The sequence below is a fragment of the Tsukamurella sp. PLM1 genome, assembly GCF_023168325.1.
Classification (GTDB): Bacteria; Actinomycetota; Actinomycetes; order Mycobacteriales; family Mycobacteriaceae; genus Tsukamurella.
On record NZ_AP025688.1, the window covers coordinates 1,968,825 to 1,993,651 of the forward strand.

Here is a 24,827-nt window from a genome sequence, read left to right on the forward strand (position 1 = left end):
GCCGTGGTCGACGGTGCCCTCGTCGGGAGGCAGCAGCCCGGCCAGGACGCGCAGCAGCGTCGTCTTCCCGGAGCCCGACGGGCCCAGCACGCCGGTGACGGCCCCGGGCGCGACGGTGAGGTCGATGCCGGGGAGCACCCGCTCGCGGCCCCGGCGGACGACGATGCCCCGGGCGCGGATCGGCGATGTCACACGACCTCCTCGAAGAATGCGGCGGTGTAGGCGTCGGCGCCGCGTTCGACCCCCGCGGGCGGGCCCTGGACCAGGACGGTACCGGCGCGCATCACGGCCAGCTGTTCGCACCCGGCGGCGAGCACCGCCGGCAGGTCGTGCGTGATGACCAGGACCGCGGCGCCGGCGTCCGCGTGTCCGCGCAGCAGCCCGAGCACGCCGCGGGCAGTGGCCGGATCCAGCGCCGACGTCGGCTCGTCGGCCAGCAGCACCGCGGGCTCCCCGGCGACGGCCGCTGCCACGGCGGCGCGCTGCACCATGCCACCGGACAGTTCGTGCGGGTACTTGTCGAGGGCGTCGGGATCGAGGCCGGCGGCCAGCGAGAGCTCGGCCGGCGAGTGCGGCGAGGAGAGCACACCCACGACCTCGGCGAGTTGCGAGCGGAGCGTCCGGACGGGGGTGAACGACGTGGCCGGCGACTGCGGGACCACGCCCACCACGTGGCCGCGCAGCCGTGCCCACCCCGGGTCCCGCGGGGCGAGCGCCCGGCCGGCCACCGTCACCTCCCCGGTCCCGACGGTGCCCGCCGGCAGCAGCCCGCACAGCGCGGACGCGACGAGGGACTTGCCGCACCCGGACTCGCCCACGAGGGCGGTCACCGTCCCGGCGGGGAGGGCCAGGTCGACGGAGTCGAGCACCGTGGCCGCGCCGGCGCGGACCGTCAGGCCCCGCACGCGGGCGGTCATCGCCACACCTGCGGGGTCGGGGCGGCGGTGAGCCGGCGCAGGCCGGACCCGCACGCCGCGCACGCGAGCGCCGTGATCACCAGGGCCGCGCCGGGCACGGCGAGGGTCCACCATGCGCCGACCAGGACGTCGCCGCGGGCCTGGCCCAGCAGCGCGCCGAGGCTCGCGCGGTCCGGGGACAGTCCGACCCCGAGGAACGACAGTGTGCTCTCGTGCCACACCGCGTGGGGGAGCAGCACCACGGCCGCCACCAGCGCCTGGCCGGTCACCGCGGGGAGCAGGTGGCGGCGCGTCACGAACACCGTCGACGCCCCCGCCAACCGGGACGACTCCACCCAGCCCGAGGACGTCGCGGCGAGCAGCTCGGCGCGCACGACCCGGGCCACCGCAGGCCAGTGCGTCAGCGCGATGGACGCCACGATGGCGACCGGATCGCCCCGCCACAGCGCGGCGATCACCACGCCCACCACCAGGTGCGGCAGCGCGTTGACCGCGTCGACCAGCCGCATCACGATCGCGTCGAGCCGGCCCCCGAAACCCGCGGCGGCGGCCCCCACCGCTGCCCCGATCACGGTGGACACCACCGCGCAGACCGCGGCCAGCAGCAGCGAGATCCGGAGCGCCTGCGCGGTGCGCACGGCCAGGTCGTAGCCCGCGTGATCGGTGCCCAGCACCGCGCCGGGCCCGGGCGGGCGCAGCGCCGCCCCGAAGTCGGCGGTCTGCGGTCCCGCCGCGAGGGGCAGCAGCACCGCGACGGCGACGGTCGCGCCGAGCACGACCCACGGGGTCGCGGTCCGGGCCCTCATCCGGCCAGCTCGATCCGCGGGTCCAGCCAGATCGCGGCGGCGTCCGACAGGGCGGAGCCCAGCAGCACCGCCGCCGCGGCCCCCAGCGACAGCGCGGCGAACAGCGGGAAGTCCAGGGCAGCAGCCGAATCCACCAGCGCCGCGGCGACGCCGGGCCAGCCGAACACGACCTCGACCACCGCTGCGCCCGCGATCACCTCCGGCAGTCGCGTCCCCACCAGGGCGAGGGCGGGGAGCACCGAGACCGGCAGCACGTGGCCCCGGAGCAGCCGACCGCCGCGCACGCCCGGGCGCGGGCGCCGCGCACGGCGTCGGACCCGACCGCGTCGTGTACCGCGGCGCGCATCGACAGCACCAGCCACGGGACCTGGGAGAGCGTGAGCGCCAGCAGCGGCAGCACCGCGTGTGCGGCCAACCCGCCCACCGAGTACGGGTCGCCCGGCGCTCGCGCGCCGGACGTGGGCAGTGCCCGCAGTCCCACCGCGAACACGGCGACCAGCAGCAGGGACACGACGAACGGGGAGTGGCGGCGAGTGCCGTCGCGGCACCGCTGACGGCCCGGTCCAGCGGGCCGCTCCGGTGCATGCCCGCGAGCGCGCCCAGGACCAGCGCGATCGCGGTCGCGAACACCAGCGCCGCGGCCGACAACCCGACGGTGAACGGGAGCCCTCTGCGAGCACCCGGGCGACGGGCCGCTCCTGCGTGGACGACCAACCGAGGTCGCCGCCCGCTAGGCCGCCGAGCCAGTGCCACCAGAGGGACAACCAGCCCGCGTCGAGGCCGTGGGCCGCGCGGGCCGCCTCGCGCCAGACTGCGTCGCGGACTGGTAGTTCGATCCGAGCAGCGACGCCAGCGGGTCGAACGGCGAGAGGTCGGCGAGCAGGAACAGCGCGAGCGAGACGAGCGCCAGCAGCGGCACGGCCACCGCCAGCCGCACCAGGAGGAGCCGCGCGACCGCCCGGCCCCGGCGCCGCCGTCCCGCCGGCCGAGTGCCCGGGTGGAGGCCCCGTTCGGGGGTCAGCGTCGCCACGCCGTCAGGTTCCACCACGGACCCCAGGTCACGCCGTGCGAATGCGGCTCGAGGATCGGCGCGGGCGTGCTCCAGCCGCCGGAGCGGACCGCGTACGTGTGGTGCAGGTGCACCAGGAACACGGCCGACGGCTGCGCGGTGTACGCGGCCTGGACCTGCCGGTACAGCCCGTCCTTCTCGGGCCCCGCCGAGAGCTCGCGCGCCCGGTCGAGCAGGCCGTCGAGGCCGGGCGCGGTGAAGTCCCCGGGGTTGCTGTACGGCGACGAGTCCGGCAGGCGGGTGTGCAGCGCGTCATAGCCCTGCGAGTCGATGCTGAACGGCGTCTCACCGCCGCCCAGCAGGATCGCGGCGTCGCCCGTCCGGCGTTCGATGTCGTCCCAGCTGCTCCCCTGTGGGGTCACCACGATCCCGAGCGGCTTCATCGCCGCCGCGAACGCCACCGCGAGGTCGCGCCGGACCGAATCCGCGGCGGGGTACAGCAGGTCGAACGCCGCCCGGTCGCCCCCGCGCGTGCGGATCCCGTCCGGGCCGGCGGCCCACCCGGCGTCGTCGAGCGTGCGCCGCGCCGCGCCGGCGTCGAACGCGAACCGCGCGCCGGCGTCGTACGCCGCGCCGTACACCGACGAGTACGGCGTGCTCGCGGGCTCCCCGGCGCCCGCCAGAACGCCGCTCACGATGCCTGCGCGGTCGACGCCGAGGTTCATCGCGCGCCGGGCGGCCGGATCGGCGGTGAAGGGATTCCCCGCGGGCAGCGAGACGCCGCGCCAGTCGGCCGACTTCACGGTCACGCTGCGGACCCCGTCGCGCCCGTCGAGCGACGCGGCGAGGCGGGGCGGGAGCAGCGCACCGTCGACCTCCCCGGCCCGCACGCGCTGCGCGCGGGCGTTGTCGTCGGGGACCAGCGTGTAGACGATGCGCCGGACCGCCGGGATCTGCGCGCCGGGCCGGTCGGTGCGCGCCACCAGGACGGCCTGGTCGGTGGCGAGCGACTCCAGCCGGTACGGTCCGGTGCCGACGGGCTCGCGGTTCAGCGCCCACGCGGACGCGGCGCGGGCCTCCACCCGTTCCGACGGGACGATGCCGAGCAGCAGGTACGGGGTCGGCTCGCCGTCCGTCGCCGTCCGCACGACGACGGTGCGCGGCCCCTCCGCGGTCACGTCCTCGACGGGCGCGACGTGGGTCGCGATGTCGGCGGCGACCTTCTCATCGCGCGCGGCGCGGTACGTCGCGACGACGTCCGCGGCGTCGAAGGCGGACCCGTCCGAGAAGGTCACGCCGTCGCGCAGCGCGATCCGCCAGGTGCGCGGCGCGATCCGCTCCGGGGCGGAGGCGGCGAGTGCGGGCCGCAGGTCCGGGACCCGGTCGTCCGACGGTGCCTCGGGCCGGTACAGGCCCTCGTACAGCGGCGAGACGCCGAGCTCGCCGTACCCGGTGAGCGGGTTGAAGCCGCCCAACGGCTGGGTCTCCGCGAGTACGAGCCGGTCGTCCGCGCCGCCGGTCTCCGCCGAGCACGCCGCCGCGGCCAGTGCTAGTGCTGTAATGAGGCCGACGGTGCGGCGGGCCGTGCGCATGCCGAGCACCATATCTGTTCGGTTGGACAGATGTGAGACGAGAGAGCGCGACATGACCGACGATCACCTTCGAGCCCTCGACGCCGACGCGTGGGCGGCGCGCTTCGCGCTCCTGTCCGACGCCACCCGGCTCCGGCTGATCATCGCCATGCACGATCGTCCCGGGCTCGGCGTGCGCGAACTGGCCGCGCGCGCCGACGTCGGCGAGAACGCCGCGTCGCAGGCGCTACGGGTGCTGCGCGAGGCCGATTGGGTGCTCACCGAGCGCGACGGCCGGACGGTGCGCTACCGCCTCCGGTCGGACGTGATCGTGCACCGGATCCTGCACGACATCCTGGGCGTCACCCACGGCGGCTGAGGTAGGTTGGGAGTGATGGTTGCCGCGCTGGGGTACGAGACGACACATGCGGCCCTCACCGCGGTGGAGGGCCTGCTCAGTCGCCGGGTCGGTGCACCCGTCGAGCTGGCCGACCCGGAGGATCTGGGCGGCTCGGGTCGCACGCTGGTGATGCGCGCGAAGGTGCGGCACAACAACCCGCTGCTGCCGCGCACCGTCGTGATCAGCCAGCTGCGCGCCGCAGATCACGGGCGGGGCGACTACTCGGAGGCGTTCGCTCGCGAGGGCGCGGCCTACAAGTTCGCCACCGCGCTTCCCGTCGACTCGCGGCCGGGCCCCAGCTGCTGGCGTCCGACGCCGAGGAGCGGATCCTTGTGCTGCAGGACCTCGGCGAGGGTGAGACGATGGCGGACCGGTTGCGCAGGACGCCGTCGTCCGGCGCGGCGACGGTGCTGTCCGCGTGGGCCCAGGCGCTCGGTCGTATGCACGCGGGAACCTACGGTCGCGAACGCGACCTCTCGACGCTCGCCCGGCGCGAGCACACCGATTCCCGGAACGACCCGGTGGCGGGGGAGGCGGCCCGTGCCGCGGAGGTCGTCCCCGAAGTCGTCGGGGGAGTCGACGACGCGGCGCGCGCGGTGCTCGACGCGGCGGTCGCGATGTTCACCGAGGGCCCTTCCGGGCGTTCAGCCCGTCGGACGTGGGGCCCGACAACACGCACGTCGTGGGCGGCGCGGTGCGCTTCCTCGACTACGAATGGGCGGGCTTCCGCGACGGTGCGCTGGACGTGGCGTACGTGCTGCTGACCTATCCGGACTGCACCGAGGACGGCCACGCCACCGAGCTCGACGTGGCGATCGTGGAGGCGTGGCGGTCCGAGGTGGTGCGGCTGTGGCCGCGCCTGGCCGACGATGTGGCGCTGCGTCGCCATGTGACCACAGCGAAGCTCGCGTGGCTCACCCTCGCCACCTACTGGGCGCTGGACCTGGACGCGGGCAGCCGGGTCGACGCCGGCCACCTCGACAGCCTGCCGGCATGGTCGAACGCCGAGCTCGCGGCCCGCTGGGACCGTCTCGCCGCGGCCGATCCGCGCGTGCACGACTTCGCCGCCGCTGCCGCGGATCGGGTCCGCGCGCTGTGACCGGCTCCCTGTTCGGTGACGACGGGGACCTCGGCGCGCCACCGGAGGCACCGTCGTCCCGCGGGCCGGTCGAGTTCGTGCCGACACACGCGGGCACCCCGCTCGCGGTTCGGATGCGCCCCCGAGACCTGGACGAGGTCCTCGGGCAGGAGCACCTGCTGGGACCGGGCACCCGCTGCGGCGGCTGATCGACGGTGCCGGCGCCGCCAGCGTGATCCTGTACGGCCCGCCCGGCACCGGCAAGACGACGATCGCGTCGCTGATCTCGGGAGCGACGGGCCGCCGGTTCGAGGCGCTCTCGGCGCTGTCGGCGGGCGTGAAGGACGTGCGCGCGGTGATCGAGCTGGCGCGGCGGCGCCTGCTGGTCGATGAGCAGACCGTGCTGTTCATCGACGAGGTGCACCGGTTCTCCAAGGCGCAGCAGGACGCGCTGCTCGCGGCCGTCGAGAACCGGGTCGTGCTGCTCGTGGCGGCGACCACCGAGAACCCCAGCTTCTCCGTGGTGTCGCCGCTGCTCTCGCGCTCGCTGATCCTGCAGCTGCGCCCGCTGGAGCCGGCGCACATCTCGGAGCTGATCGATCGCGCGCTCACCGACGCGCGCGGGTACGACGGCGCGCTCACCATCTCGTCCGAGGCGCGCGAGCACCTGGTGCGCCTCGCGGGCGGCGACGCCCGGCGCTCGCTCACCGCGCTCGAGGCCGCCGCCGACGTCACGCTGGGGGAGGGCGGCGACGAGATCACCCTCGAGGCGGTCGAATCGTCGATCGACACGGCGGCGGTCCGCTACGACCGCGCGGGCGACCTGCACTACGACGTGATCAGCGCCTTCATCAAGTCGATCCGCGGCTCCGACGTCGACGCGGCGCTGCACTACCTGGCCCGCATGATCGCGGCGGGCGAGGACCCGCGGTTCATCGCCCGTCGACTGGTGGTGCACGCCTCCGAGGACATCGGGATGGCCGATCCGCAGGCGCTGCTCGTCGCGACGGCGGCGGCGCAGGCGGTGCAGCTGATCGGCATGCCGGAGGCGCGGCTCGCGCTCGCGCAGGCGACCATCCATCTCGCCAGCGCCCCCAAGTCCGACGGCGTCGTCGCCGCGATCGGCGCGGCACTGGCGGACGTCGCGGCGGGTAAGGCCGGGGCCGTTCCGCCGCACCTGCGCGACGGGCACTACGCGGGCGCGGAGAAGTTGGGCAACGCGCAGGGATACGTGTACCCGCACCACGTCCCGGGCGGCGTCGCGGCGCAGCAGTACCCGCCCGACGAGTTGGTCGGCGCCGACTACTACCGGCCCACGGATCACGGCTTCGAACGGGAGATCGGCCCACGGGTAACTCGGCTGCGGGGGATATTAAGGCGTCGGTAGAGGGCACCACGTCACCGCGGCCGGGCAACGCACGTGCGTGGCTCGCGGCGCGCCGGTAGGGTGGTCGGGTCGCAACACATGTCGAGGACGCGAAGGACCACAGTGCAGACCCATGAGATTCGGAAGCGGTTCACGGACCACTTCGTCAAGGCCGGACACACGCAGGTGCCGAGCGCATCGCTGGTCCTGAACGATCCGAATCAGCTGTTCGTCATCGCGGGCATGGTCCCGTTCGTGCCGTTCTTCCTGGGCCAACAGACCCCGCCCTACGACCGCGCGACCTCGATCCAGAAGTGCGTCCGCACGCTGGACATCGAAGAGGTCGGCATCACCACGCGGCACAACACCTTCTTCCAGATGGCCGGCAACTTCAGTTTCGGCGACTACTTCAAGCGCGACGCGATCCGGTTCGCCTGGTCGCTGTTGACGAACCCGGTCGACGAGGGCGGCTTCGGCATGGACCCCGAGCGCCTGTGGTCGACGGTCTACCTCGACGACGACGAGGCCCGCGACCTGTGGCTCGAGGTCGGACAGGTCCCCGAGCGGATCCAGCGCCGCGGCATGAAGGACAACTACTGGTCGATGGGCATCCCCGGCCCCGCCGGACCGTGCTCGGAGATCTTCTACGACCGCGGTCCGGAGTACGGCGTGGAGGGCGGCCCCGAGGCCGACGAGGACCGCTACATCGAGATCTGGAACCTCGTCTTCATGCAGAACGAGCGCGGCCAGGGCGGCGGCAAGGAGAACTTCGAGATCCTCGGCGAGCTGCCGAAGAAGAACATCGACACCGGCATGGGCGTCGAGCGCGTGGCCTTCCTGCTGCAGGGCGTGGACAACGTCTACGACACCGACCTGCTGCGCCCGGTGATCGACCGCGCGCAGGAGCTCACCGGGCAGCGCTACAACGCCGGCGACGCCGAACACGACCGTCTGTTCCGCGTCATCGCCGACCACACCCGCACCGCGGTCATGCTCATTCAGGACGGGGTGAACCCCGGTAACGACGGCCGCGGCTACGTGCTGCGTCGCCTGCTGCGCCGCGTCGTCCGCTCGGCCCGCCTGCTCGGCGCCACCGGCGAGTCCATGGGCGCCTTCGTCGACACCGTCATCTCGACGATGACGCCGTCGTACCCCGAACTCGCCGACGACGCGCAGCGGATCCGCACCGTCGCGACCGGCGAGGAGCAGGCGTTCCTCAAGACCCTGGAGCAGGGCACCACGCTGTTCGGCAACGCCGTCGACTCCACCAAGTCCTCGGGGAAGACGGTGCTCTCCGGCGACGACGCCTTCACGCTGCACGACACCTACGGATTCCCGATCGACCTCACGCTGGAGATGGCTTCCGAGGCCGGGCTCACGGTCGACGAGGACGGCTTCCGCGCGCTCATGGCGGAGCAGCGTCAGCGCGCCAAGGACGACGCGAACTCCCGCAAGTCGGCGCTCGCCGATCTGTCGGTGTTCCGCGAGTTCCTCGACCGCGGCCCCACGGAATTCACCGGCTTCGACGAACTGGTCTCCGACGCGCAGGTCCTCGGCCTCGTCCGCGACGGTGTCCGCGTACCGGTCGTGCATCAGGGCGACGACGTGGAGATCGTGCTCGACCGCAGCCCGCTCTACGCCGAGGCCGGTGGCCAGTTGGCCGACATCGGCACCATCACGACGGCTGCCGGCGCGCAGATCGTTGTGACCGACGTGCAGCGCATCGCCAAGACGCTGTGGCGACACCAGGGCACCGTCGCCGCGGGCGAGGTCTCCGAGGGCGACGCCGTCACGGTCGAGGTCGACGCGGGCCACCGCCACGGCAGCACGCAGGGCCACTCCGGCACCCACCTCGTCCACGCCGCGCTCCGCCAGGTGCTGGGCCCCAACGCCGTGCAGGCCGGTTCGCTGAACAAGCCCGGTTACCTGCGGTTCGACTTCCGCTGGTCCGGCGGCCTCACCGAGGACCAGCGCACCGACATCGAGCGCGTCACCAACGAGGCGGTGCAGGCCGACTACGCGGTCAACACCGATGTCACCGACCTGGAGACCGCCAAGCAGCGCGGTGCGATGGCGCTGTTCGGCGAGAACTACGGCGACCGGGTGCGCGTCGTCGAGATCGGCGGCCCCTTCTCGATGGAACTGTGCGGCGGCACGCACGTCGCCAGCTCGGGCCTGGTCGGCCCCGTCACCGTGCTCGGCGAGAGCTCCGTCGGCTCCGGCGTACGCCGTGTCGAGGCGTACGTCGGACTCGACTCGCAGAAGTACCTCGCCAAGGAGCACGCGCTCGTCTCCGCGCTGTCCAGCTCCCTCAAGGTGCCCTCCGAGGAGGTGCCGGCCCGCGTCGAGTCGCTGGTCACCCGCCTCAAGGACGCGGAGAAGGAACTGGAGAAGCTGCGCCCAGGCCGCGCTGTCGGCGCTCGCCGAACTCGCCTCGTCGCCCGAGCGCGTCGGCGCAGTCCGGCTCGTCGCCGCGAAGGCCCCGCAGGGCGTCGCGGCGGGCGAGCTCCGCGGCCTGGTCACCCAGCTCAAGGGCCGCCTCGGTGCCGAGCCCGCCGTCATCGCCCTGTTCGCCGTCGACGGCGAGAAGGTCCCGTTCGTGGTGGCGGTCAACGACGCGGCCCAGGACCTGGGCGTCAAGGCGGGCGACGTGGTCAAGGCTTCGGCCCCGTCGGTCGGCGGCCGCGGCGGCGGCAAGGCGGACATGGCACAGGGCGCGGGTTCGGACGCCTCCGGGATCGACGGTGCCCTCTCCGCCGTCCGGGCAGATGTCGCGCGGACGGTGGGCGCCTGACGGTGGGTGGCCCGGAACCGGCCTGGGAGCGGGGCCGCAGGCTGGCCCTCGACGTGGGCAAGGCCCGCATCGGCGTGGCGGTATCGGACCCGGACGGGGTCCTCGCGACCCCGGTCGAGACGGTCCGTGCGGCCAAGGACGGCTCCGACCTCCGGCGGATCGTGCAACTCGTGGCGGACTACGAGGCGATCGAGATCGTGGTCGGGATGCCGCGCACCCTGCGCGGTGAGCAGGGAGCGTCCGCGCGGATGGCGGAGGCTTTCGCCCGGCGGCTCGCCGGAGCATTGGGTCGTGGGAACGCAACGCCACCGCGGGTATGTTTCACAGACGAGCGTTTCACCACGGTCACCGCGCAGCGCGCGCTCCGTGACAATGGGGTGCGTGCCAAGCAGCAGCGAGCGGTGATCGATCAGGCCGCCGCGGTGGCCATCCTGCAGGGATGGCTCGATGAGCGGAGGCCGATCGCCGGCTCCGAGGAGGTCGATCAGTGAGCGACGGGTGGAACAACGAGCGCGCCCAGCCGGCGTCGGTCGGCCGTCACCGCGCCGCCCCGCCGCCCCGTAAGCAGAAGCCCCAGCGTGTGGTGGCCCAGGACGTCGATCCCGCGCCGCGGCGGCGTAGGGCGGCCACGCCGTCGAAGCCGCCCAAGCCGCCGCGCGGGCGGTCGCCCAAGCGGCGCGGCGGGGCGACGCCGCAGGCGAAGGTCCGGCGCCGGCGGCGGATCGCGCTGCTCTCGCTCGTCGTGGTCTTCCTCGTGGTCGCCGGCGCGGTCCTGTGGCCGATGCGGCACTCGTTGTTCGGCGGCTCGGCGGCGCCGGAGGACTACGCGGCGGGCCAGGCCGGCGCCGAGGTCGTCGTCCACATCACGGGCCAGAACAACTCGGATTTCGCGCAGAACCTTCTCGACGCGGGCGTCGTGAAGTCCGTCGGTGCCTTCAACCGGGCGGCCGGCGACAAGCCGATCTCGGCCGGCTACTACGAGCTGCGCAAGACGATGCCGGCCGCCGAGGTGGTGCAGATGCTCGCCGATCCGGCGCGCACGCACCGGGTCGGGATGCTCAACGTCCCGGCCGGCGCCGTCCTCGACGACAAGCGCAGCCGGGACAACAAGGTCGCGCCCGGCATCTTCACGCAGCTCTCTGCGGCTACGGCGCACACCGTCAACGGCGTCAAGAAGAGGATCTCCAAGGCGGACTTCGTCAAGGTGGCGTCCACCGCGTCGGCCGCCGACCTGGGCGTGCCCTCGTGGGCCAGCGCCACCGTCGTCCGGCTCAAGGGCGACCACCGCCGGCTCGAGGGGCTCATCGCGCCCGGCGTGTGGGACCAGATCGACCCGTCCGGTACGCCGCAGTCGATCCTCAAAGAGCTCATCACAGAATCGGCCACCGTGTACGAGGGCGGGGGCTGCTCAACGCCAGCCGGACCTCCGCGGCGAAGCTGGCGCCGTACGAGGTGCTGGTGTCGTCCTCCATCGTCGAGCGCGAGGTGAACCAGGCCGACGACTACCCGAAGGTCGCCCGCGTCATCCTCAACCGGCTGGCCAAGAACCAGAAGCTGGAGATGGACTCCACCGTCAACTACGGCGAGGCCGTGACCGGCATCGACGTCGCGGGCGAGAAGCTGCTCAAGAAGACCGAGTGGAACACCTACGCCAAGACGGGCCTGCCCGCCACTCCCATCGGCGCCGTGGGCACCGACGCACTGGTCGCGACCGAGAATCCCGCTCCCGGGCCGTGGCTGTACTTCGTCACCGTCGACAACAAGGGCACCACGCTGTTCACCGACGACTTCGCGCAGCACGAGCGCAACCGGCAGAAGGCGTGCGACACCAAGTTCCTCACCGTGGGATGCGGCCGGTGACGCGGCGCGCCGCCGTCCTCGGAACCCCGATCGCACACTCGCTCTCGCCCGTCCTGCACAACGCCGCGTTTGCGGCGCTCGGCCTCGATTGGACGTACGAGCGCGTCGAGTGCGACGCGGAGGCGCTCCCTGGCCTCGTCGCCGGCCTCGGCCCCGAGTGGGTCGGCCTATCGGTCACCATGCCCGGCAAGTTCGCCGCGCTGGAGTTCGCCGACGAGCGCACGGATCGCGCGGTCACCGTCGGCTCGGCCAACACCCTGGTCCGCACGGGGTCTGGGTGGCTCGCCGACTGCACCGACGTCGACGGTGCCGCCGGCCTGCTGGACGAGTGCGGGGCGGCGGGGGACACCGCGATCGTCGTCGGCGCGGGCGGCACGGCGCGGCCGGTGTTCGCCGCGCTCGCGGACCGCGGCTTCACCGGTACGACGGTGCTCGCCCGCTCGGAGGAGCGGGCGCAGGGCGCGCTCGCCTCCGCCGAGACCTTCGGGCTCACCGCGGCCTGGGCGCCGCTCGCCGCGGCGGCCGTGCCGCAGGCCGACGTCGTCGTCTCGACGCTGCCCGGTTCCGCCCAGCCCGACGGTTTCCCGCTGATGGACGCGCTGTCCTCGGCCGCCCCGGCCGTCGCCGATGTGGCCTACGACCCGTGGCCCACGCTGCTCGTGGCTGCCGCCGAGTCCAAGGGCGCGCACCGCCGGCGGCCTGACGATGCTGCTGCACCGGCGTACCGTCAGGCCGAGTGGTTCACCGGCAGGCCCGCGCCGCGGGAGGCGATGGCGGCTGCACTGGCCGCGTCCAGGGAGGTGTCATGACGGACTTCCGCTACCGGTTCCGGCCGCGGTACTACGAGATCGACCGCCAGGGCGTCATGTTCAACATGTGGTACCTCGGCTACGTCGACACGGCGATCGGCGAGTTCTACGCCGACCGGGGCACGCCGTACGAGGTGATGCTCGCCGCCGGCTACGACTCGCAGGTGGTGCACGTCGAGCTCGACTACGCGGCCGGGCTGACCGACGAGGGCGATACCGAGCTGGTCATGCGGACCGGGCGGATCGGGACCAAGAGCTTCACGATCGAGTTCGTCTTCGTCACCGACCTCGACGCCGAGGAGCCGACCGAAGCCGTCGCCGGGCGCATCGTGTACGCGGTGATCGCCACGGACGGCTCCGGTTCGATCCCGATCCCGATGCGCTGCGCGAGGCGTTGCAGGCCTGACACACTGGCCCCGTGGAGTGGGGGCTCTTCGGGGGATCGATCCTGGTACTGCTCGCAGTGTGGTGCGCCGCGCTGTGCTGGTTCGACGTGCGTGAACGCCGCCTTCCGAACGTGCTCACCCTGCCCGCGGCGTGCGTCGCCGTCCTCGGTTCGCTCTGGACCTGGTTCGACGGTGCCCCCGCCCCGCTGATCGGGGCGGTCCTGTGGACCGCAGTGAACGGCGCCGCCTTCCTCGCCCGCGGCATGGGCGCCGGCGACGTGAAGCTGGCGCCTGCGCTCGCGCCGCCGTCGCCTGGTGCGGTGGTGTCCCCGCGGTGCTCCTCGCGATCCTCGGCGCGCAGCTGCTCACGCTCGCGTGGGTGCTGCTCGCGCGTGACCGCACCGCGCCCCACGGACCGACGATGATCGCCGCGGCGGTTGCCGTGGCTCTCGTCGCGGCGGTGTGAGTCAGGGGCGACCCGGCTCGCCGGCAAACGCGTGAAGTCCCCGTGTAGTGTTCGCTCATCGGCGTCGTTCCGGTGACCGCGGTGGGAGCACGGGAGGTTCACATGAGCGATCGGACATCGTCGGATGCGGCCGCCCGCAAGGGGTTCGCGACGGTCGTACGACACCGGCTGCAGCGCTTCTCACCCGTGGGGCTGGTGCTCGTGATCGTCTTCTTCGGGTGGTCGATGACACCGTCACTACTGCCGCGGCCGTGGTACCTGCAGTCGGTGGCCACCGGGCTGTCGGTGGTCGCCGGATACGGGATCGGGGCGGTGGTCCAGGCGCTGGCGCGGGCGGCCGGGATCCGTCCCCGCTGGTCGGGCCGCCTGCGCCGGATCGGGTGGTGCGTGCTCGCCGCCGCGGCCGTGGTGACCGTCCCGGTCCTCACCGTGATCGGCCACGACTGGCAGCAGATCGTCCGCGACATGATGGGAATCGAGCGCGATCCGGGGCCGATGTACGCGGCCGTCGTCGCCCTCGCGCTCGTCGTCGCACTGGTCGTCCTGCATATCGGCCGGGGGATCCGCGTGCTGGGCCGTTGGATGCGGAACGCGCTGCTGCGCGTGGTGCCCCGGCCCATCGCAGCGGCCGGTTCGCTCGTGCTGGTGGCGGTGCTGCTGGTCCTCACCGTCCAGGGAATCGTCGACCGCGGCGTCATCGGCGCCGCACAGGGCACGGCGGAGCTGACCGACAAGAGCACCCCGGACGGGGTCGAGCAGCCGACGGCGCCGGAGCGGAGCGGGTCGGCCGCATCGCACGAGCCCTGGGATTCGCTCGGCCGCGAGGGCCGGACGTTCGTCGCCGGCGGTCCGAGCGCGGACCGGATCTCCCAGGTCATAGCCACGCCGGCGAAGACACCGATCCGGGTGTACGCCGGGCGCGTCTCGGCGGACTCCGTCGACGGCGTCGCGGCGCGGGTGGTGGCAGAACTCGAACGCACCCACGCATTCGAACGGAAGGTGCTCGCCGTCGTCACCACCACTGGTCGCGGCTGGATCAACCCCAACGTCGCGACGTCGTTCGAGTTCGTGAACGGCGGCGATACGGCCATCGCCGCGATGCAGTACTCGTTCCTGCCGAGCGCGCTCTCCTTCGTCGCGGACCGGCAACCGCCGCTCGATGCCGGGAAGGCTCTGTTCAGTGCGGTCCGCGCCCGCTGGGAGCAGCTGCCCGCGGGTTCCCGTCCCAAGCTGGTGGTGTTCGGCGAGAGCCTCGGCAGCTACGGCGGGCAGGGCGCGTTCTCGGACGCCGCCGACATGCTGGCCCAGGTCGACGGTGCGCTGATGGTCGGGACGCCCAACTTCGCGGAGCCCTGGCGAGGACTCACGCAGTCGCGCGACCCGGGATCGTACGAGCGGCTGCCGGTCGTCGACGCCGGCCGCAACATCCGGTTCGCTTCCCGCGTTCAGGACTTGCACGACCCGAACACGGAGTGGCGGTTCCCGAGGATCGTCTACTGGCAGCACGCGAGCGACCCGATCACCTGGTGGAACTGGCAGCTGCTGTACCAGCGGCCCGATTGGCTGCGCGAGCCGCTCGGACCCGACGTGGACCCGAAGATGCGCTGGCTTCCCGTCGTCTCGTTCTGGCAGATCACCCTGGACATGGTGTTCTCGGCCGAGGTGCCCGATGGATTCGGGCACTCCTTCGGTCCCGACGCGGTCTGGCTGTGGCGCGACATCCTCGACTCACGACTGCCCCATGCCACCGTGCAGCGGATCGAAGACGCCATGAACGGGCGCCTTCCCTGAGCGATTCCCTTGCATCCACGGTGAGCGCAAGGGGTCACAGACGAAATCGCGCGGCCTACCGTCGAATCCGTGACCGCGCCTACCACACGCCCTGTCCTCGGGATCGCCCTGGAGCCGTTCGGCTGGCATCCCGCAGCGTTCGCGGAGGTCGGTGCGGACCCACTGGAGGCCACCTCCGCGGAGCACTGGGTTGGGCTGGCCCGCTCCGCGAGGCGGCCGCCGCCGACTTCGTGACCTTCGAGGACTCGTTCACCCTCACCGCCCGCGACCGCCTCAGCGGTCGCTTCGACGCCGTGCTGCTCGCGGCGCGGGTGGCACCGTCGGTCCCGCGGATCGGCCTGGTGGCCACCGTGACTGCCACCCACACCGAGCCCTTCCACGCCTCCAAGGCGATCGCGACGCTCGACTACGTGAGCGGGGGCCGCGCGGGGTGCTCCCGGCCACCACGGGGGCCGCGGGGACGCCGCGCTCTTCGGCCGGAAGGCGCCGCAGGACGAGCGCAGCCGCGCCGCAGAGGCGCGCGAGTACATCGCCGTACTGCGCGACCTGTGGGACAGCTGGGAGGACGACGCGATCGTCAAGGACGCCGAGACCGGGCGGTTCATCGACCGGGACCGCCTGCACTACATAGACTTCCGGGGAGAGAACTTCGCGGTGAAGGGGCCGTCGATCACGCCCCGGCCCCGCAGGGGCGGCCGCCGGTGATCGTCCGCGTCACCGACGCCGCTGCGGAGTCCGTCGCCGCCGACGCGGACGTCGCGATCGTTCCCGCCGCGCCCGACGCGGAGCTCGCAGACACCGCGCGACGTCTCCGCGCCGCCGGCGTCTCGCTTCTCCTCGTCGACGTCACCGTCCACCTCGCCGACTCCGCGCGGACCGCGCAGCGCCGTATCGAGAAGCTGGATCGCCGCGAACCCGCGGACGACGACACGCTCGTCTTCGCCGGGACGGGGGAGTCGCTGGCGCGCACCGTCTCCGGGTGGCAGTCCCTCGGCTTCGACGGTGCGCGGCTCCGTCCCGGCGTCAACGCCGTCGACCTGCCCAGGATCCGCGCGGCCTTCACGCCTCTGCTGCCCGGCGCGCCTCGGGCAGGAACGCTCCGCGAGGTCCTCGGCCTCGCACCAGCGGTCAACCGTTTCGTCGCCGTGAGGGGGGCCTGATGACCGGGCTGAACGTCCTGGACCTCGCGCCGATCCCCGCGGGCGGCACCGTCGGCGATGCGCTGCGCAACACTCTGGATCTGGCGCGCCGCGCCGAGGACTGGGGCTACGGGCGGTACTGGGTGGCCGAGCACCACTTCGCCCACGTCGCCAGCGCGGCCCCGGTCGTGTTGATCGGTGAGATCCTGGCGGCCACCCACCGCATCCGGGTGGGCTCCGCCGCCGTACTCATCGGTTTCACCACCGCACCCGCCGTCGCCGACGCGTTCGGCGTGCTCGCGGCGCTCCATCCCGGACGGGTGGACATCGGCCTCGGCCGGACGGGCCAGCGCCTGCGGACGCCCCCGCCGGGAGCGCCCGCGCCGAACCCCGCGATCGTCGCCGGCTACGAGCAGCTCTACCACCCGAAGGCGGAACCGCCGAGCTACTCGCGACAGGTCGAGGACGTTCTGGCGTTGGTGGGCGGCACGTATCGCGCCGGAGGCCGTTCGCTGCGTTCCCCGGTCGCCGAGGCGGCGCAGAACGCGCCTGTGTGGATCTTCGGCAGTAGCGCGGGGAAAGCGCGCGGCTCGCCGGCGCCCGCGGCCTGCCCTTCGTCGCGAACTACCACGTCAGCCCCTCCACCACCGTGGAGGCAGCGCAGGCGTACCGGGACGCGTTCGTGCCGTCGGAGCGGTTGGCACGGCCGCACCTCGTGGTGAGCGCGGACGTCGTCGTCGCCGAGACCGATGCGGCCGCCGTGGATCTAGCGGCCGGTTTCCGCCTGGGTGCACTCGATCCGGTTCGGGACGGGGGCGGCACCGTATCCGCGCGACAGCGCGGGGCTGACAGCGCCGGACCGGGCCGCGGTCGCGGACCGCACCGAGACGCAGTTCGTCGGCGGGCCCGGCCGCGTCGCGGACGGGTTGCGCGCGCTCGTCGAGCGCACCGGGGCCGACGAGCTGGTGATCACGTCGGTGACGCACGATCACGCCGCGCGACTGCGCAGCCACGAACTGCTCGCCAAGGAATGGGGACTGTTGTGACGACACGGTATTCGGACGTGCCAGTTCGGGAGGGGTGCAGCGCAAGTCGATCCATCTCGCGGCGCATTTCCCGGGCGTCAATCACAACACCGTGTGGTCGGACCCCGCGGCGCGCAGTCAGGTGGAGTTCGACTCCTTCGTCCACCTCGCCCGCGCCGCCGAGCGCGCGAAGTTCGACTTCTTCTTCCTCGCAGAGGGGCTGCGGCTGCGCGAGCACCTCGGTCGCATCCACGACCTCGACGTCGTCGGCCGTCCGGACACGTTCACCGTGCTCGCGGCGCTGGCCGCCGTCACCGAGCGCATCGGTCTCGCCGGCACCATCAACACGACCTTCAACGAGCCCTTCGACGTGGCCAGGCAATTCGCGACCCTCGACCACCTGAGCGGCGGCCGCGCCGCGTGGAACATGGTGACGAGCTCGACGCCTTCACGGGCGAGAACTTCCGCCGCGGCGGGTACCTCGCCCACGCCGACAGGTACCGCCGCGCCGACGAGTTCGTCACCGTCGCGCGCAGATTCTGGGACGGCTGGAGCAGCGGCGAGATCGTGCACCACGGCGCGCAGTTCGACGTGCGTGGCGCGGCTCCGCTCCCGCCCGCGCCCCAGGGGCACCCGGTGCTGCTGCAGGCGGGCGACTCCGGCGAGGGGCGCGACTTCGCGGCGGCGCAGGCGGACGCGATCTTCACCCGGCACGGCTCGCTCGAGAGCGGCCGAGCGTTCTACGCCGACGTCAAGCGCCGCGCCGCCGACCGCGGGCGCAACCCGGACCACCTCAAGGTCTTCCCCGGCGCCGCCGCCGTCGTCGGCGACACGACCGCCGAGGCGCAGGAGAAGGCCCGCGACATCCGGCGCCGGCAGGTGAGCCCGCAGACCGCGCTGAACTTCCTCGAGCAGGTGTGGGGCCGGGAGCTGCAGTCCTTCGACCCCGACGGTCCGCTGCCCGACGTCGAGCCGGTCTTCGACGCCCCGGCCGTCCAGGGCCGGGTGCTGCACGCGGATCCGCGGGAGATCGTCGCGACGTACCGTGAGCGCGCCGAGGCCGGCGGACTCTCCATCCGCGAGCTCGTGATCGAGCTCAACACGCGGCCGCAGTTCGTGGGCACCCCGCAGGCCGTGGCCGACGAGATCGACACCTTCGTCCAGGCCGACGCCGCCGACGGCTTCATCCTGGTACCGCACCTCACCCCGACCGGGCTCGACGAGTTCATCGACCGGGTGGTGCCGCTGCTGCAGGAGCGGGGCGCGTTCCGCGCCGAGTACGAGGGAGCGACGCTCCGCGAGCACCTCGCGCTGCCGCGGCCCGACGGTGCCGCCCCCGCCCGGCGAGTGGGTTAGCGAATAGTCACCGGAATCGGTGGCGGCCGCAGGTCGGAGGAACTACCGTGCGGCCATGAGCCTCGGTATGCGTCCCGACCTGTCCGGCGTCGACCCTCTGGTGGTCAACCTCACCCACCGGGTGTGCATCGGCGATCTGCCCACCCGCGGGGCCCGCTCCTTCGGCGACCGGATCGCGCTCGTCGACGGCGCGGAGAGCGTGTCGTACCGCGAGCTCGAGTCCCGCGCGAACGCCCTGGCCCGCGGCCTGCGGGCGCGGGGTACCAGCGCGGCGACGCGATCGCGCTGCAGATGCAGAACCGCTGGGAGTTCGTGGTCTCGCTGTTCGCGTGCGCGAAGCTCGGCGTGGTGGCCATGCCGCTGAACCTGCTGCTCGCGCCGGGTGACGTGGCCTACCAGCTCGCCGACAGCGGCGTCCGCGCCGTCATCAGCGAGGACGTCTTCGCCCCGGCCCTCGCCGCAGCGCTCGACGCAGCCGACCACCGGGTCGAGGCCGTGCACCTCGTGGCCAACGGCGGCGGGGTACTGCCCGCGGAGGTGGGCGGCGTACCGTCGGGCCCGCTGGCGGACCTGTTCGATCCGGATGACTCCGTTGTCGAGACGATCGTCGAGGACCGCGACGTGCTGCACTGCCTGTACACCTCCGGTACCACCGCGCGCCCGAAGGGCGTGGTCACCAGCCATGTGGCGGTGCACATCTCGGCGCTGTCCTCTGCGGTGGGCCTTGGTCTGCGCCCGGACACCGTGCCCGTGGTCCAGCCGATCGCGCTGCCGCTCTTCCACGTCACCGCGCTCGACGCGCTGATGATGCCGACACTCATCACCGGCGGAACTGCGGTGCTGCTGCGGGGATTCGACCCCGAGAAGCTGGCGCGGGCCTTCGTCGACCACCGCGTCACGCACATCACCCTGCTGCCGATGATGTGGGCCGCCCTGCTGGCCCGGCCCGAACTGAACGACGAGAACACCTCGTTCCTCGTCGCGGGCATGTACGCGATGGCGCCGATGCCGGCCGAACTCCTCGCGGCGCTGCGCGCCCGGTTCGCCTCCGCCGCGATCATTCTCGGCTCCGGCCAGACCGAGACGACGCCGGCTTCGGAGCTCCAGTGGGCCGGTCACCAGGGCGTCAAGGACGACTCGTGGGGCCCCGCCACCGTCTCCACCGACGTCGCGGTCATGGGCGAGGGCGGTGCCCTCCTCCCGCCCGGCGAGGTCGGCGAGATCGTGTACCGCTCGCCGCAACTCATGGAGGGCTACTGGAACAACCCCGCCGCCAACGCGGAGGCCTTCGCGCACGGCTGGTTCCACGGTGGCGACATCGGCTACCTCGACGACGAGGGTGTCGTCTACTTCACCGACCGCGCCAAGGACATCATCAAGTCGGGCGGCGAGAACGTCTCCTCGGTGGAGGTCGAACGCGTCCTGCTCGGCCACGACGCCGTCGCCGAGGTCGCCGTCGTCGGTACGCCGCACGAGCACTGGGGCGAGGCGGTCACCGCCTTCGTCGTGACCGCACCGTCGGGTGAGGCCGACGGTGACGCGCTGCTCGAGTACGCACGCCAGAACCTCGCGGGTTTCAAGGCGCCCAAGGAGATCGTGTTCGTCGACGCCCTGCCCAAGACCGCGACCGGCAAGATCCAGAAGAACCTGGTCCGCACGCTGCGCGCGACCCACACTTAGAGCAGACCGCGTGCGTCGGTGAGGATCTGCTCGTATTCCCGGACGTCGAACTCGTACGGCAGTTCCAGACGCAGCTCGGTGACGGGGCCGGATTCCGGGGAGAACGCGGGGTCGGCGGCGAGGCGTTCCGCGATCTCGGCGATCGGTCCCACGAGATCCTCCGCGAACAGAGTGCGCTTGTCGCCGTGCGCCTTCCGGGTGCGGTCGTACCGGGAGCGCGCGTACTCGCGGTAGCGCGCAGCGGTGGTGCGGTCGGCGCTGTCGGTCGGCACGATCACTCGGCCCACGGCCACACGCTTACCCGCCCCGCCCGCGGCACGGAACGCGTCGATCAGCGCCGCCTGGACCGTGCCGAAATCGTCGGAGTCGGTCCCGGCCGCCGAGACTATGTTGCCGGTGAGCAGGTGCAGGCCGGCCTCGCCGGTCCACCGCGACGAGCCCAGTGACGTTCCCCCGTACCAACAGCGGTCGGCGAGGCCCGGCGCGTGCGGCTGCAGGCGCGGGCGCTGCACGTTACCCGGGGATTCGATCCGCGCGTCCTCGTCGCCGAGGTACGCGCCGCGCAGGTGCTCGACGGTGCGCGCCACCCGCGCGTGACCGAATTCGTACGTCCGCCAGTCACCGTCGAAGACCGCGTCGGCGAGCAGATCCGCGTGCGGCATCCCGGTGGAGAAGCCCGGCTGCAGCCTGCCATGGGACAGGGCGTCCGCGAGCGACAGGTCCTCCGCCAGCCGGAAGGGGGTCTCGTAGCCGATCGGGATGACCGCGGTGCCCAGTTCGATCGTGGACGTGCGCTGCGACGCCGCTCCGAGGAAGACGGCGGCGGAGGAGATCCCGTGCTCCAGGTGGCGTTGGCGCACCCACGCGCCCCGGTAGCCCAGGCGTTCGCCGAACTCGATGAGCCGCAGTGTGTCCTCCAGGCCGGCGGCGGGATCGTCGTCGGGGTAGTTGCCCGGCGTGAGGAAGGCGAGCGACTCGATCGCCACGGGTCAGAACCCAGCGGCCGGGTTGACGTCGGACTTCGGTAGAGCCGACTGCGGGACCTTCCACTTCTCGAACAGCTTCTGGTACTCGCCTCGTTCGATCAGAGTGTTGATCGCCCGGCTGACCGCGGGCGCGAGCGGCGAGCCTTTCGCGGTGACGAAACCGACCGTCGTGGTGGAGTACTCACCGAGGAACGTGGTGCCGGGCACCTTGTCCACCAGGTAGCGCAGCGAGAGCGTGGGCCCGAAGTACGCGTCGACGCGGTTGTTCTGCAGGCTGAGGATGATCGCGCCCTGCTCGTCGAGGTACTGAACGGTGTACGCGGGCTTGCCCTTCGACGTGCATTGGCCGACGCCCTTCTCCAGGATCTGCTGGAAGGTGGTGCCCGAACCGGTGACGACCTTCTTGCCGCACAGGTCCTCCAGCGTCTTCACACTCGTCAGGCCGGAGTTCGACGAGCCGACGAAGGACTGGCCGTCGTTGAGGTACGTCGCGAAGTCGACGACCTCGAGGCGCGGCCTGGTGACGCCGAAGTTGCCCTGGCCCACCTGGTACCGGCCGTTCTGCACGCCTGGGATGATCGTTGAGAAGGTCCCGATCTCCTGCTTCCAGGTCACGCCGAGGGCCTTGGCCACGGCGTTGCGGAGGTCCACGTCCAGGCCCACCGGATTGCCGTCGGGGACCTCCCCGGCATGCGGCAGGTTGTTGACGCCCGCCTGCCGGGTGAGCCCCAGCGTCAGCTCCTTCGTGCCGGCCGGCAGCAGGGCTTGGGCGGCCGGGTCGACGGCGACGGACGACACCACGTCCTGCGTCGGGATCGGGTAGCTCGAGCTCTGGGCCGCCGGATCGGACGAGCCGCCGCACGCCGAGAGGAGCGTGGCGGCGGCGATCAGGGGCAGGGCGAGCAGGCGCGGCTGCGCATGGGGTCTCCTTGAATTCGGATCTAGCGGGGATCAGCGCACGGCCGCGAGGAATTCGCGGGTGCGGGGGTGCTCGGCGTCGGCGAAGATCGCGTCGGGCCGGCCGGACTCGACGATGCGGCCGTCGTCCATGAAGATCACGGTGTCGGCGACGTCGCGGGCGAAACCGATCTCGTGCGTCACCACGACGAGGGTCATACCCGACTCGGCGAGGTCGCGGATCACGGCCAGCACCTCGCCGACCAGCTCCGGGTCCAGTGCCGAGGTGGGCTCGTCGAAGAGCACCACGTCGGGTCGCATGGCCAGCGTGCGGGCGATCGCGACCCGCTGCTGCTGGCCGCCCGAGAGCTGCGACGGGTACGCCTTCTCGCGGCCCGCGAGGCCGACGCGCGCGAGGAGCTCGCGCCCGCGCTCGGCCGCCTCGCCGGGGGAGACGCCGGTCGCGAGCTGCCCCTCCGTGAGGTTCTCCAGGACCGTGAAGTGCGGGAAAAGGTTGAACTGCTGGAAGACCATCCCGATGCGGCGGCGTTGCCGCGCCACGTCGCGGGGGTGCAGCTCGCGCAGCACGGTCGCGTCGCCGCGGTGGCCGCCCTCGCGGTAGCCGATCAGGTCGTCGTTCACCCGGACGTAGCCGGCGTCGGGCCGCTCCAGGTGGTTGATGCAGCGGAGCAGCGTCGACTTCCCCGACCCCGAGGGGCCGAGAACGATGGCGACCTCGCCCTGCGCGACGTCCAGGTCGACGCCGCGTAACACCTCGGTGCCGCCGAAGGACTTCCGGAGCCCGCGCACCTCGATCGCGCTCATTCGCGGTCTCCCGCGGTGCGGACGCTGCGGGGGAGCCGCGGACGCAGGCGGGCCGCGTCGGCGAGGACCTCGCGGAACGGGCGGGCGTCCCGTCGGCCCCGGTTGAACCGGCGCTCCACGAAGTACTGGCCCACGGCCAGGACGGACGTGATCACGACGTACCAAATGGTCGCCACCAACAGCAGCGGCATCACCTTGAAGTTCTGGTTGTAGACCAGCTGCACCGAGTACAGCAGGTCGGTCACCGCGATGACGCTGACCAGCGACGTCGACTTCAGCAGCCCGATGAGCAGGTTGCCGGAGGCGGGGATGATGGCGGGCATCGCCTGCGGGAGGACGATCCGGCGGAAGATGCGTCGCGGGCTCAGGCCCAGCGACCGCGCGGCCGCCGTCTGGCCCGGGTCCACGGACACCAGCCCGCCGCGGACGATCTCCGCGGCGAACGCGGCAACGTCGATGGTCAGCGCGATGAACGCCGCGACCAGCCCGCTGATGAGGTGCGTGGTGTCGACCGTGACGAACTCGGGGCCGAACGGGATGCCCAGCGACAGTCGTGGATACAGCGACGCGAGCTGGAACCAGAAGAGCAGCAGCACCAGAGGCGGGACCGACCGCACCAGCCAGACGAACACGAACGACACCGTTCGGAGCACCGGCCCGCCCCACAGCCGCATCGCCGCCAGGCCGATCCCCAGGACGAAACCCGCCCCGAAGGTGACGGCCGTGAGCCAGAGGGTGAGCCAGAGGCCCTTGAGCACGGCGGCCTGCGTGAAGTAGTGCGCCACGGTTGGCCATTCGAACCGTTCATTGGTGATGAGCGTGTGCACGACCATCGCGCCCAGCACGGCGACCACCGCCACGCTCACCCACCGTCCGGGTCGTCGCCGCGGGATCAGTCGGACACCACCGTCGGGCGTTCCCGTCCGGGTCGTGTCGGCCCGCGCGGGGCGGAGAGGATCGTCGTCGCCATGATGACCGACGGTAAGCCGTTGGGGTGCAGGCGGACAGGGTTTCAATCGGGGTGACCGGATGCCGCCACGCCGGTCTCGAACGCGTAGCGGACGGCGTGCGCGCGATCGCGCAGATGGGCCTTCGCGAACAGGTTGTTGATGTGCGTCTTCACCGTCGACTCGCTGACGAACAGCCGCGCCGCGATGTCCCGGTTGGTGAGCCCGTCGGCGATGAGCCGCAGGACCTCCGTCTCGCGGGGCGTGAGGTCCGTGGGCGGAACCACGGGCGGATTCGACGGTGCGCGGTCGCCTCCGCCCGTCGCCGACGCCAGCAGCCGTTGCTGGACCGCCGGATCCAGGACGGACTGCCCGGCGGCGGCCGCCATGATCGCCGCCGCGATCTCGGTGCGGCCGGCGTTCTTGGTGAGGTAGCCCCGCGCCCCGGCCTGCAGCCCGCGCAGGATCGAGTCCTCGTCGTCGTACGTGGTGAGGAGGACGACGGCGGTCTCCGGGAGCTCCGACAGGACGCGCTCGGTGGCGGCGGCACCGTCGAGGTTCGGCATCCGTAGGTCGGTCAGCAGGACGTGCGGGCGCTGCTCCCGGACGAGCGTGACGGCCTCGGCACCGTCGGCGGCGGCGCCCACGACCGCGATGCCCGGCGCGAGGTCGAGCATCGCGGCGAGTGCCTCGCGGATCGTCGCCTGGTCGTCGGCGAC

General features: G+C 72.6%; 21 protein-coding genes and 6 pseudogenes. 16 read left to right on the plus strand and 11 right to left on the minus strand.

Translation table 11 applies throughout. The annotated features are described in order from the left end of the window. Positions 1 to 63: 63 nt before the first annotated feature. The 5 genes and pseudogenes from MTP03_RS23625 to MTP03_RS10230 form a co-directional block, all read right to left on the minus strand. A pseudogene (locus MTP03_RS23625) lies at positions 64 to 303 on the minus strand (hypothetical protein); the annotation flags it as partial. Next, on the minus strand, positions 189 to 917 hold the full coding sequence (locus tag MTP03_RS10215; protein ID WP_248491814.1) for an ATP-binding cassette domain-containing protein: 729 nt from the start codon (positions 915 to 917) through the stop codon (positions 189 to 191). The pseudogene MTP03_RS23625 and the gene MTP03_RS10215, both read right to left, overlap by 115 nt. Next, positions 914 to 1,723 (minus strand): ABC transporter permease, encoded by an 810-nt coding sequence (locus MTP03_RS10220; RefSeq protein WP_248491815.1) that lies wholly within the window; start codon positions 1,721 to 1,723, stop codon positions 914 to 916. Before MTP03_RS10220 ends, MTP03_RS10215 begins: the two co-directional genes overlap by 4 nt. Then, positions 1,720 to 2,744, minus strand: a pseudogene (locus MTP03_RS10225) (ABC transporter permease). Before MTP03_RS10225 ends, MTP03_RS10220 begins: the two are co-directional and overlap by 4 nt. Beyond that, positions 2,741 to 4,324, minus strand: coding sequence for an ABC transporter substrate-binding protein (locus MTP03_RS10230; protein ID WP_248491816.1), 1,584 nt, complete (start codon positions 4,322 to 4,324; stop codon positions 2,741 to 2,743). The pseudogene MTP03_RS10225 and the gene MTP03_RS10230 overlap by 4 nt, the downstream one beginning before the upstream one ends. Before the next feature lie 52 nt (positions 4,325 to 4,376). Here MTP03_RS10230 and MTP03_RS10235 point away from each other — a divergent pair, with 52 nt between their 5' ends. Beyond that, positions 4,377 to 4,682: a helix-turn-helix transcriptional regulator gene (locus tag MTP03_RS10235; protein WP_248491817.1), complete on the plus strand. Its 306-nt coding sequence runs from the start codon at positions 4,377 to 4,379 to the stop codon at positions 4,680 to 4,682. Positions 4,683 to 4,954: 272 nt separating this feature from the next. Here MTP03_RS10235 and MTP03_RS10240 read toward each other — a convergent pair whose 3' ends face one another. Further along, the gene (locus MTP03_RS10240; protein ID WP_248491818.1) at positions 4,955 to 5,149 is read right to left on the minus strand and encodes a hypothetical protein; all 195 of its coding nucleotides are present in this window, start codon (positions 5,147 to 5,149) and stop codon (positions 4,955 to 4,957) included. Between the two features lie 212 nt (positions 5,150 to 5,361). Between MTP03_RS10240 and MTP03_RS10245 the strand changes: the two genes are divergently transcribed. The 15 genes and pseudogenes from MTP03_RS10245 to MTP03_RS10310 all read left to right on the plus strand — a co-directional run bounded on the left by MTP03_RS10245 (position 5,362) and on the right by MTP03_RS10310 (position 20,453). Beyond that, entirely contained in the window at positions 5,362 to 5,802 is a 441-nt protein-coding gene (locus MTP03_RS10245) for a hypothetical protein (protein WP_248491819.1), read from the plus strand. Then, positions 5,799 to 7,168: pseudogene (locus tag MTP03_RS10250) on the plus strand (replication-associated recombination protein A). The gene MTP03_RS10245 and the pseudogene MTP03_RS10250 overlap by 4 nt, the downstream one beginning before the upstream one ends. 102 nt (positions 7,169 to 7,270) lie before the next feature. After that, positions 7,271 to 9,941 (plus strand): annotated as a pseudogene (gene alaS, locus MTP03_RS10255) (alanine--tRNA ligase). A gap of 2 nt (positions 9,942 to 9,943) precedes the next feature. Then, entirely contained in the window at positions 9,944 to 10,432 is a 489-nt protein-coding gene (gene ruvX, locus MTP03_RS10260; protein ID WP_256465256.1) for a Holliday junction resolvase RuvX, read from the plus strand. Continuing rightward, positions 10,429 to 11,430, plus strand: coding sequence for an endolytic transglycosylase MltG (locus tag MTP03_RS22745; RefSeq protein WP_256465257.1), 1,002 nt, complete (start codon positions 10,429 to 10,431; stop codon positions 11,428 to 11,430). The genes ruvX and MTP03_RS22745 overlap by 4 nt, the downstream gene beginning before the upstream one ends. Further along, positions 11,400 to 11,801, plus strand: coding sequence for an endolytic transglycosylase MltG (locus tag MTP03_RS22750; protein WP_256465258.1), 402 nt, complete (start codon positions 11,400 to 11,402; stop codon positions 11,799 to 11,801). Before MTP03_RS22745 ends, MTP03_RS22750 begins: the two co-directional genes overlap by 31 nt. Then, positions 11,798 to 12,610, plus strand: a complete 813-nt coding sequence (locus MTP03_RS10270; protein WP_248491820.1) for a shikimate dehydrogenase — start codon at positions 11,798 to 11,800, stop codon at positions 12,608 to 12,610. The genes MTP03_RS22750 and MTP03_RS10270 overlap by 4 nt, the downstream gene beginning before the upstream one ends. Beyond that, positions 12,607 to 13,206, plus strand: coding sequence for a thioesterase family protein (locus MTP03_RS10275; protein ID WP_248491821.1), 600 nt, complete (start codon positions 12,607 to 12,609; stop codon positions 13,204 to 13,206). The genes MTP03_RS10270 and MTP03_RS10275 overlap by 4 nt, the downstream gene beginning before the upstream one ends. Then, entirely contained in the window at positions 13,104 to 13,421 is a 318-nt protein-coding gene (locus MTP03_RS10280) for an A24 family peptidase (RefSeq protein WP_248491822.1), read from the plus strand. Before MTP03_RS10275 ends, MTP03_RS10280 begins: the two co-directional genes overlap by 103 nt. A 143-nt stretch (positions 13,422 to 13,564) precedes the next feature. Continuing rightward, entirely contained in the window at positions 13,565 to 15,253 is a 1,689-nt protein-coding gene (locus MTP03_RS10285; protein ID WP_248491823.1) for an alpha/beta-hydrolase family protein, read from the plus strand. A gap of 701 nt (positions 15,254 to 15,954) precedes the next feature. Next, positions 15,955 to 16,413 carry a hypothetical protein gene (locus tag MTP03_RS10290; protein ID WP_248491824.1) on the plus strand — a complete coding sequence of 153 codons (459 nt, stop codon included), beginning with the start codon at positions 15,955 to 15,957 and terminating at the stop codon, positions 16,411 to 16,413. After that, positions 16,413 to 17,438, plus strand: a pseudogene (locus MTP03_RS10295) (MsnO8 family LLM class oxidoreductase). The gene MTP03_RS10290 and the pseudogene MTP03_RS10295 overlap by 1 nt, the downstream one beginning before the upstream one ends. A 34-nt stretch (positions 17,439 to 17,472) precedes the next feature. Beyond that, a pseudogene (locus MTP03_RS10300) lies at positions 17,473 to 18,773 on the plus strand (LLM class flavin-dependent oxidoreductase). Positions 18,774 to 18,828: 55 nt separating this feature from the next. Continuing rightward, entirely contained in the window at positions 18,829 to 19,137 is a 309-nt protein-coding gene (locus MTP03_RS10305; protein WP_248491825.1) for an AMP-binding protein, read from the plus strand. Further along, on the plus strand, positions 19,065 to 20,453 hold the full coding sequence (locus MTP03_RS10310) for a class I adenylate-forming enzyme family protein (protein ID WP_248491826.1): 1,389 nt from the start codon (positions 19,065 to 19,067) through the stop codon (positions 20,451 to 20,453). The genes MTP03_RS10305 and MTP03_RS10310 overlap by 73 nt, the downstream gene beginning before the upstream one ends. On the opposite strand, the gene MTP03_RS10315 is transcribed toward MTP03_RS10310, so the two are convergent. The 5 genes from MTP03_RS10315 to MTP03_RS10335 all read right to left on the minus strand — a co-directional run bounded on the left by MTP03_RS10315 (position 20,450) and on the right by MTP03_RS10335 (position 24,785). Beyond that, complete coding sequence (locus MTP03_RS10315) at positions 20,450 to 21,439, minus strand: LLM class flavin-dependent oxidoreductase (RefSeq protein WP_248491827.1); 990 nt, start codon at positions 21,437 to 21,439, stop codon at positions 20,450 to 20,452. The two genes, MTP03_RS10310 and MTP03_RS10315, sit on opposite strands and share 4 nt — an antisense overlap. Positions 21,440 to 21,442: 3 nt before the next feature. Further along, positions 21,443 to 22,240, minus strand: coding sequence for an ABC transporter substrate-binding protein (locus MTP03_RS10320; RefSeq protein ID WP_248491828.1), 798 nt, complete (start codon positions 22,238 to 22,240; stop codon positions 21,443 to 21,445). A gap of 150 nt (positions 22,241 to 22,390) precedes the next feature. Further along, the gene (locus MTP03_RS10325) at positions 22,391 to 23,161 is read right to left on the minus strand and encodes an amino acid ABC transporter ATP-binding protein (RefSeq protein ID WP_248491829.1); all 771 of its coding nucleotides are present in this window, start codon (positions 23,159 to 23,161) and stop codon (positions 22,391 to 22,393) included. Beyond that, on the minus strand, positions 23,158 to 24,057 hold the full coding sequence (locus MTP03_RS10330) for an amino acid ABC transporter permease (RefSeq protein ID WP_248492120.1): 900 nt from the start codon (positions 24,055 to 24,057) through the stop codon (positions 23,158 to 23,160). Before MTP03_RS10330 ends, MTP03_RS10325 begins: the two co-directional genes overlap by 4 nt. 116 nt (positions 24,058 to 24,173) lie before the next feature. Then, positions 24,174 to 24,785 carry a response regulator transcription factor gene (locus MTP03_RS10335; protein WP_248492121.1) on the minus strand — a complete coding sequence of 204 codons (612 nt, stop codon included), beginning with the start codon at positions 24,783 to 24,785 and terminating at the stop codon, positions 24,174 to 24,176. Between the last annotated feature and the right edge of the window lie 42 nt (positions 24,786 to 24,827).

Coding starts and splice junctions, on each gene's coding strand:
- MTP03_RS10335 (WP_248492121.1), bottom strand. CDS start 24,785: ATGCTCGACCTCGCGCCGGGCATCGCGGTCGTGGGCGCCGCCGCCGAC.
- MTP03_RS10235 (WP_248491817.1), top strand. CDS start 4,377: ATGACCGACGATCACCTTCGAGCCCTCGACGCCGACGCGTGGGCGGCG.
- MTP03_RS10220 (WP_248491815.1), bottom strand. CDS start 1,723: ATGAGGGCCCGGACCGCGACCCCGTGGGTCGTGCTCGGCGCGACCGTC.
- MTP03_RS10305 (WP_248491825.1), top strand. CDS start 18,829: ATGAGCCTCGGTATGCGTCCCGACCTGTCCGGCGTCGACCCTCTGGTG.
- MTP03_RS10325 (WP_248491829.1), bottom strand. CDS start 23,161: ATGAGCGCGATCGAGGTGCGCGGGCTCCGGAAGTCCTTCGGCGGCACC.
- MTP03_RS10285 (WP_248491823.1), top strand. CDS start 13,565: ATGAGCGATCGGACATCGTCGGATGCGGCCGCCCGCAAGGGGTTCGCG.
- MTP03_RS10275 (WP_248491821.1), top strand. CDS start 12,607: ATGACGGACTTCCGCTACCGGTTCCGGCCGCGGTACTACGAGATCGAC.
- MTP03_RS10215 (WP_248491814.1), bottom strand. CDS start 917: ATGACCGCCCGCGTGCGGGGCCTGACGGTCCGCGCCGGCGCGGCCACG.
- MTP03_RS10230 (WP_248491816.1), bottom strand. CDS start 4,324: ATGCGCACGGCCCGCCGCACCGTCGGCCTCATTACAGCACTAGCACTG.
- MTP03_RS10310 (WP_248491826.1), top strand. CDS start 19,065: ATGCAGAACCGCTGGGAGTTCGTGGTCTCGCTGTTCGCGTGCGCGAAG.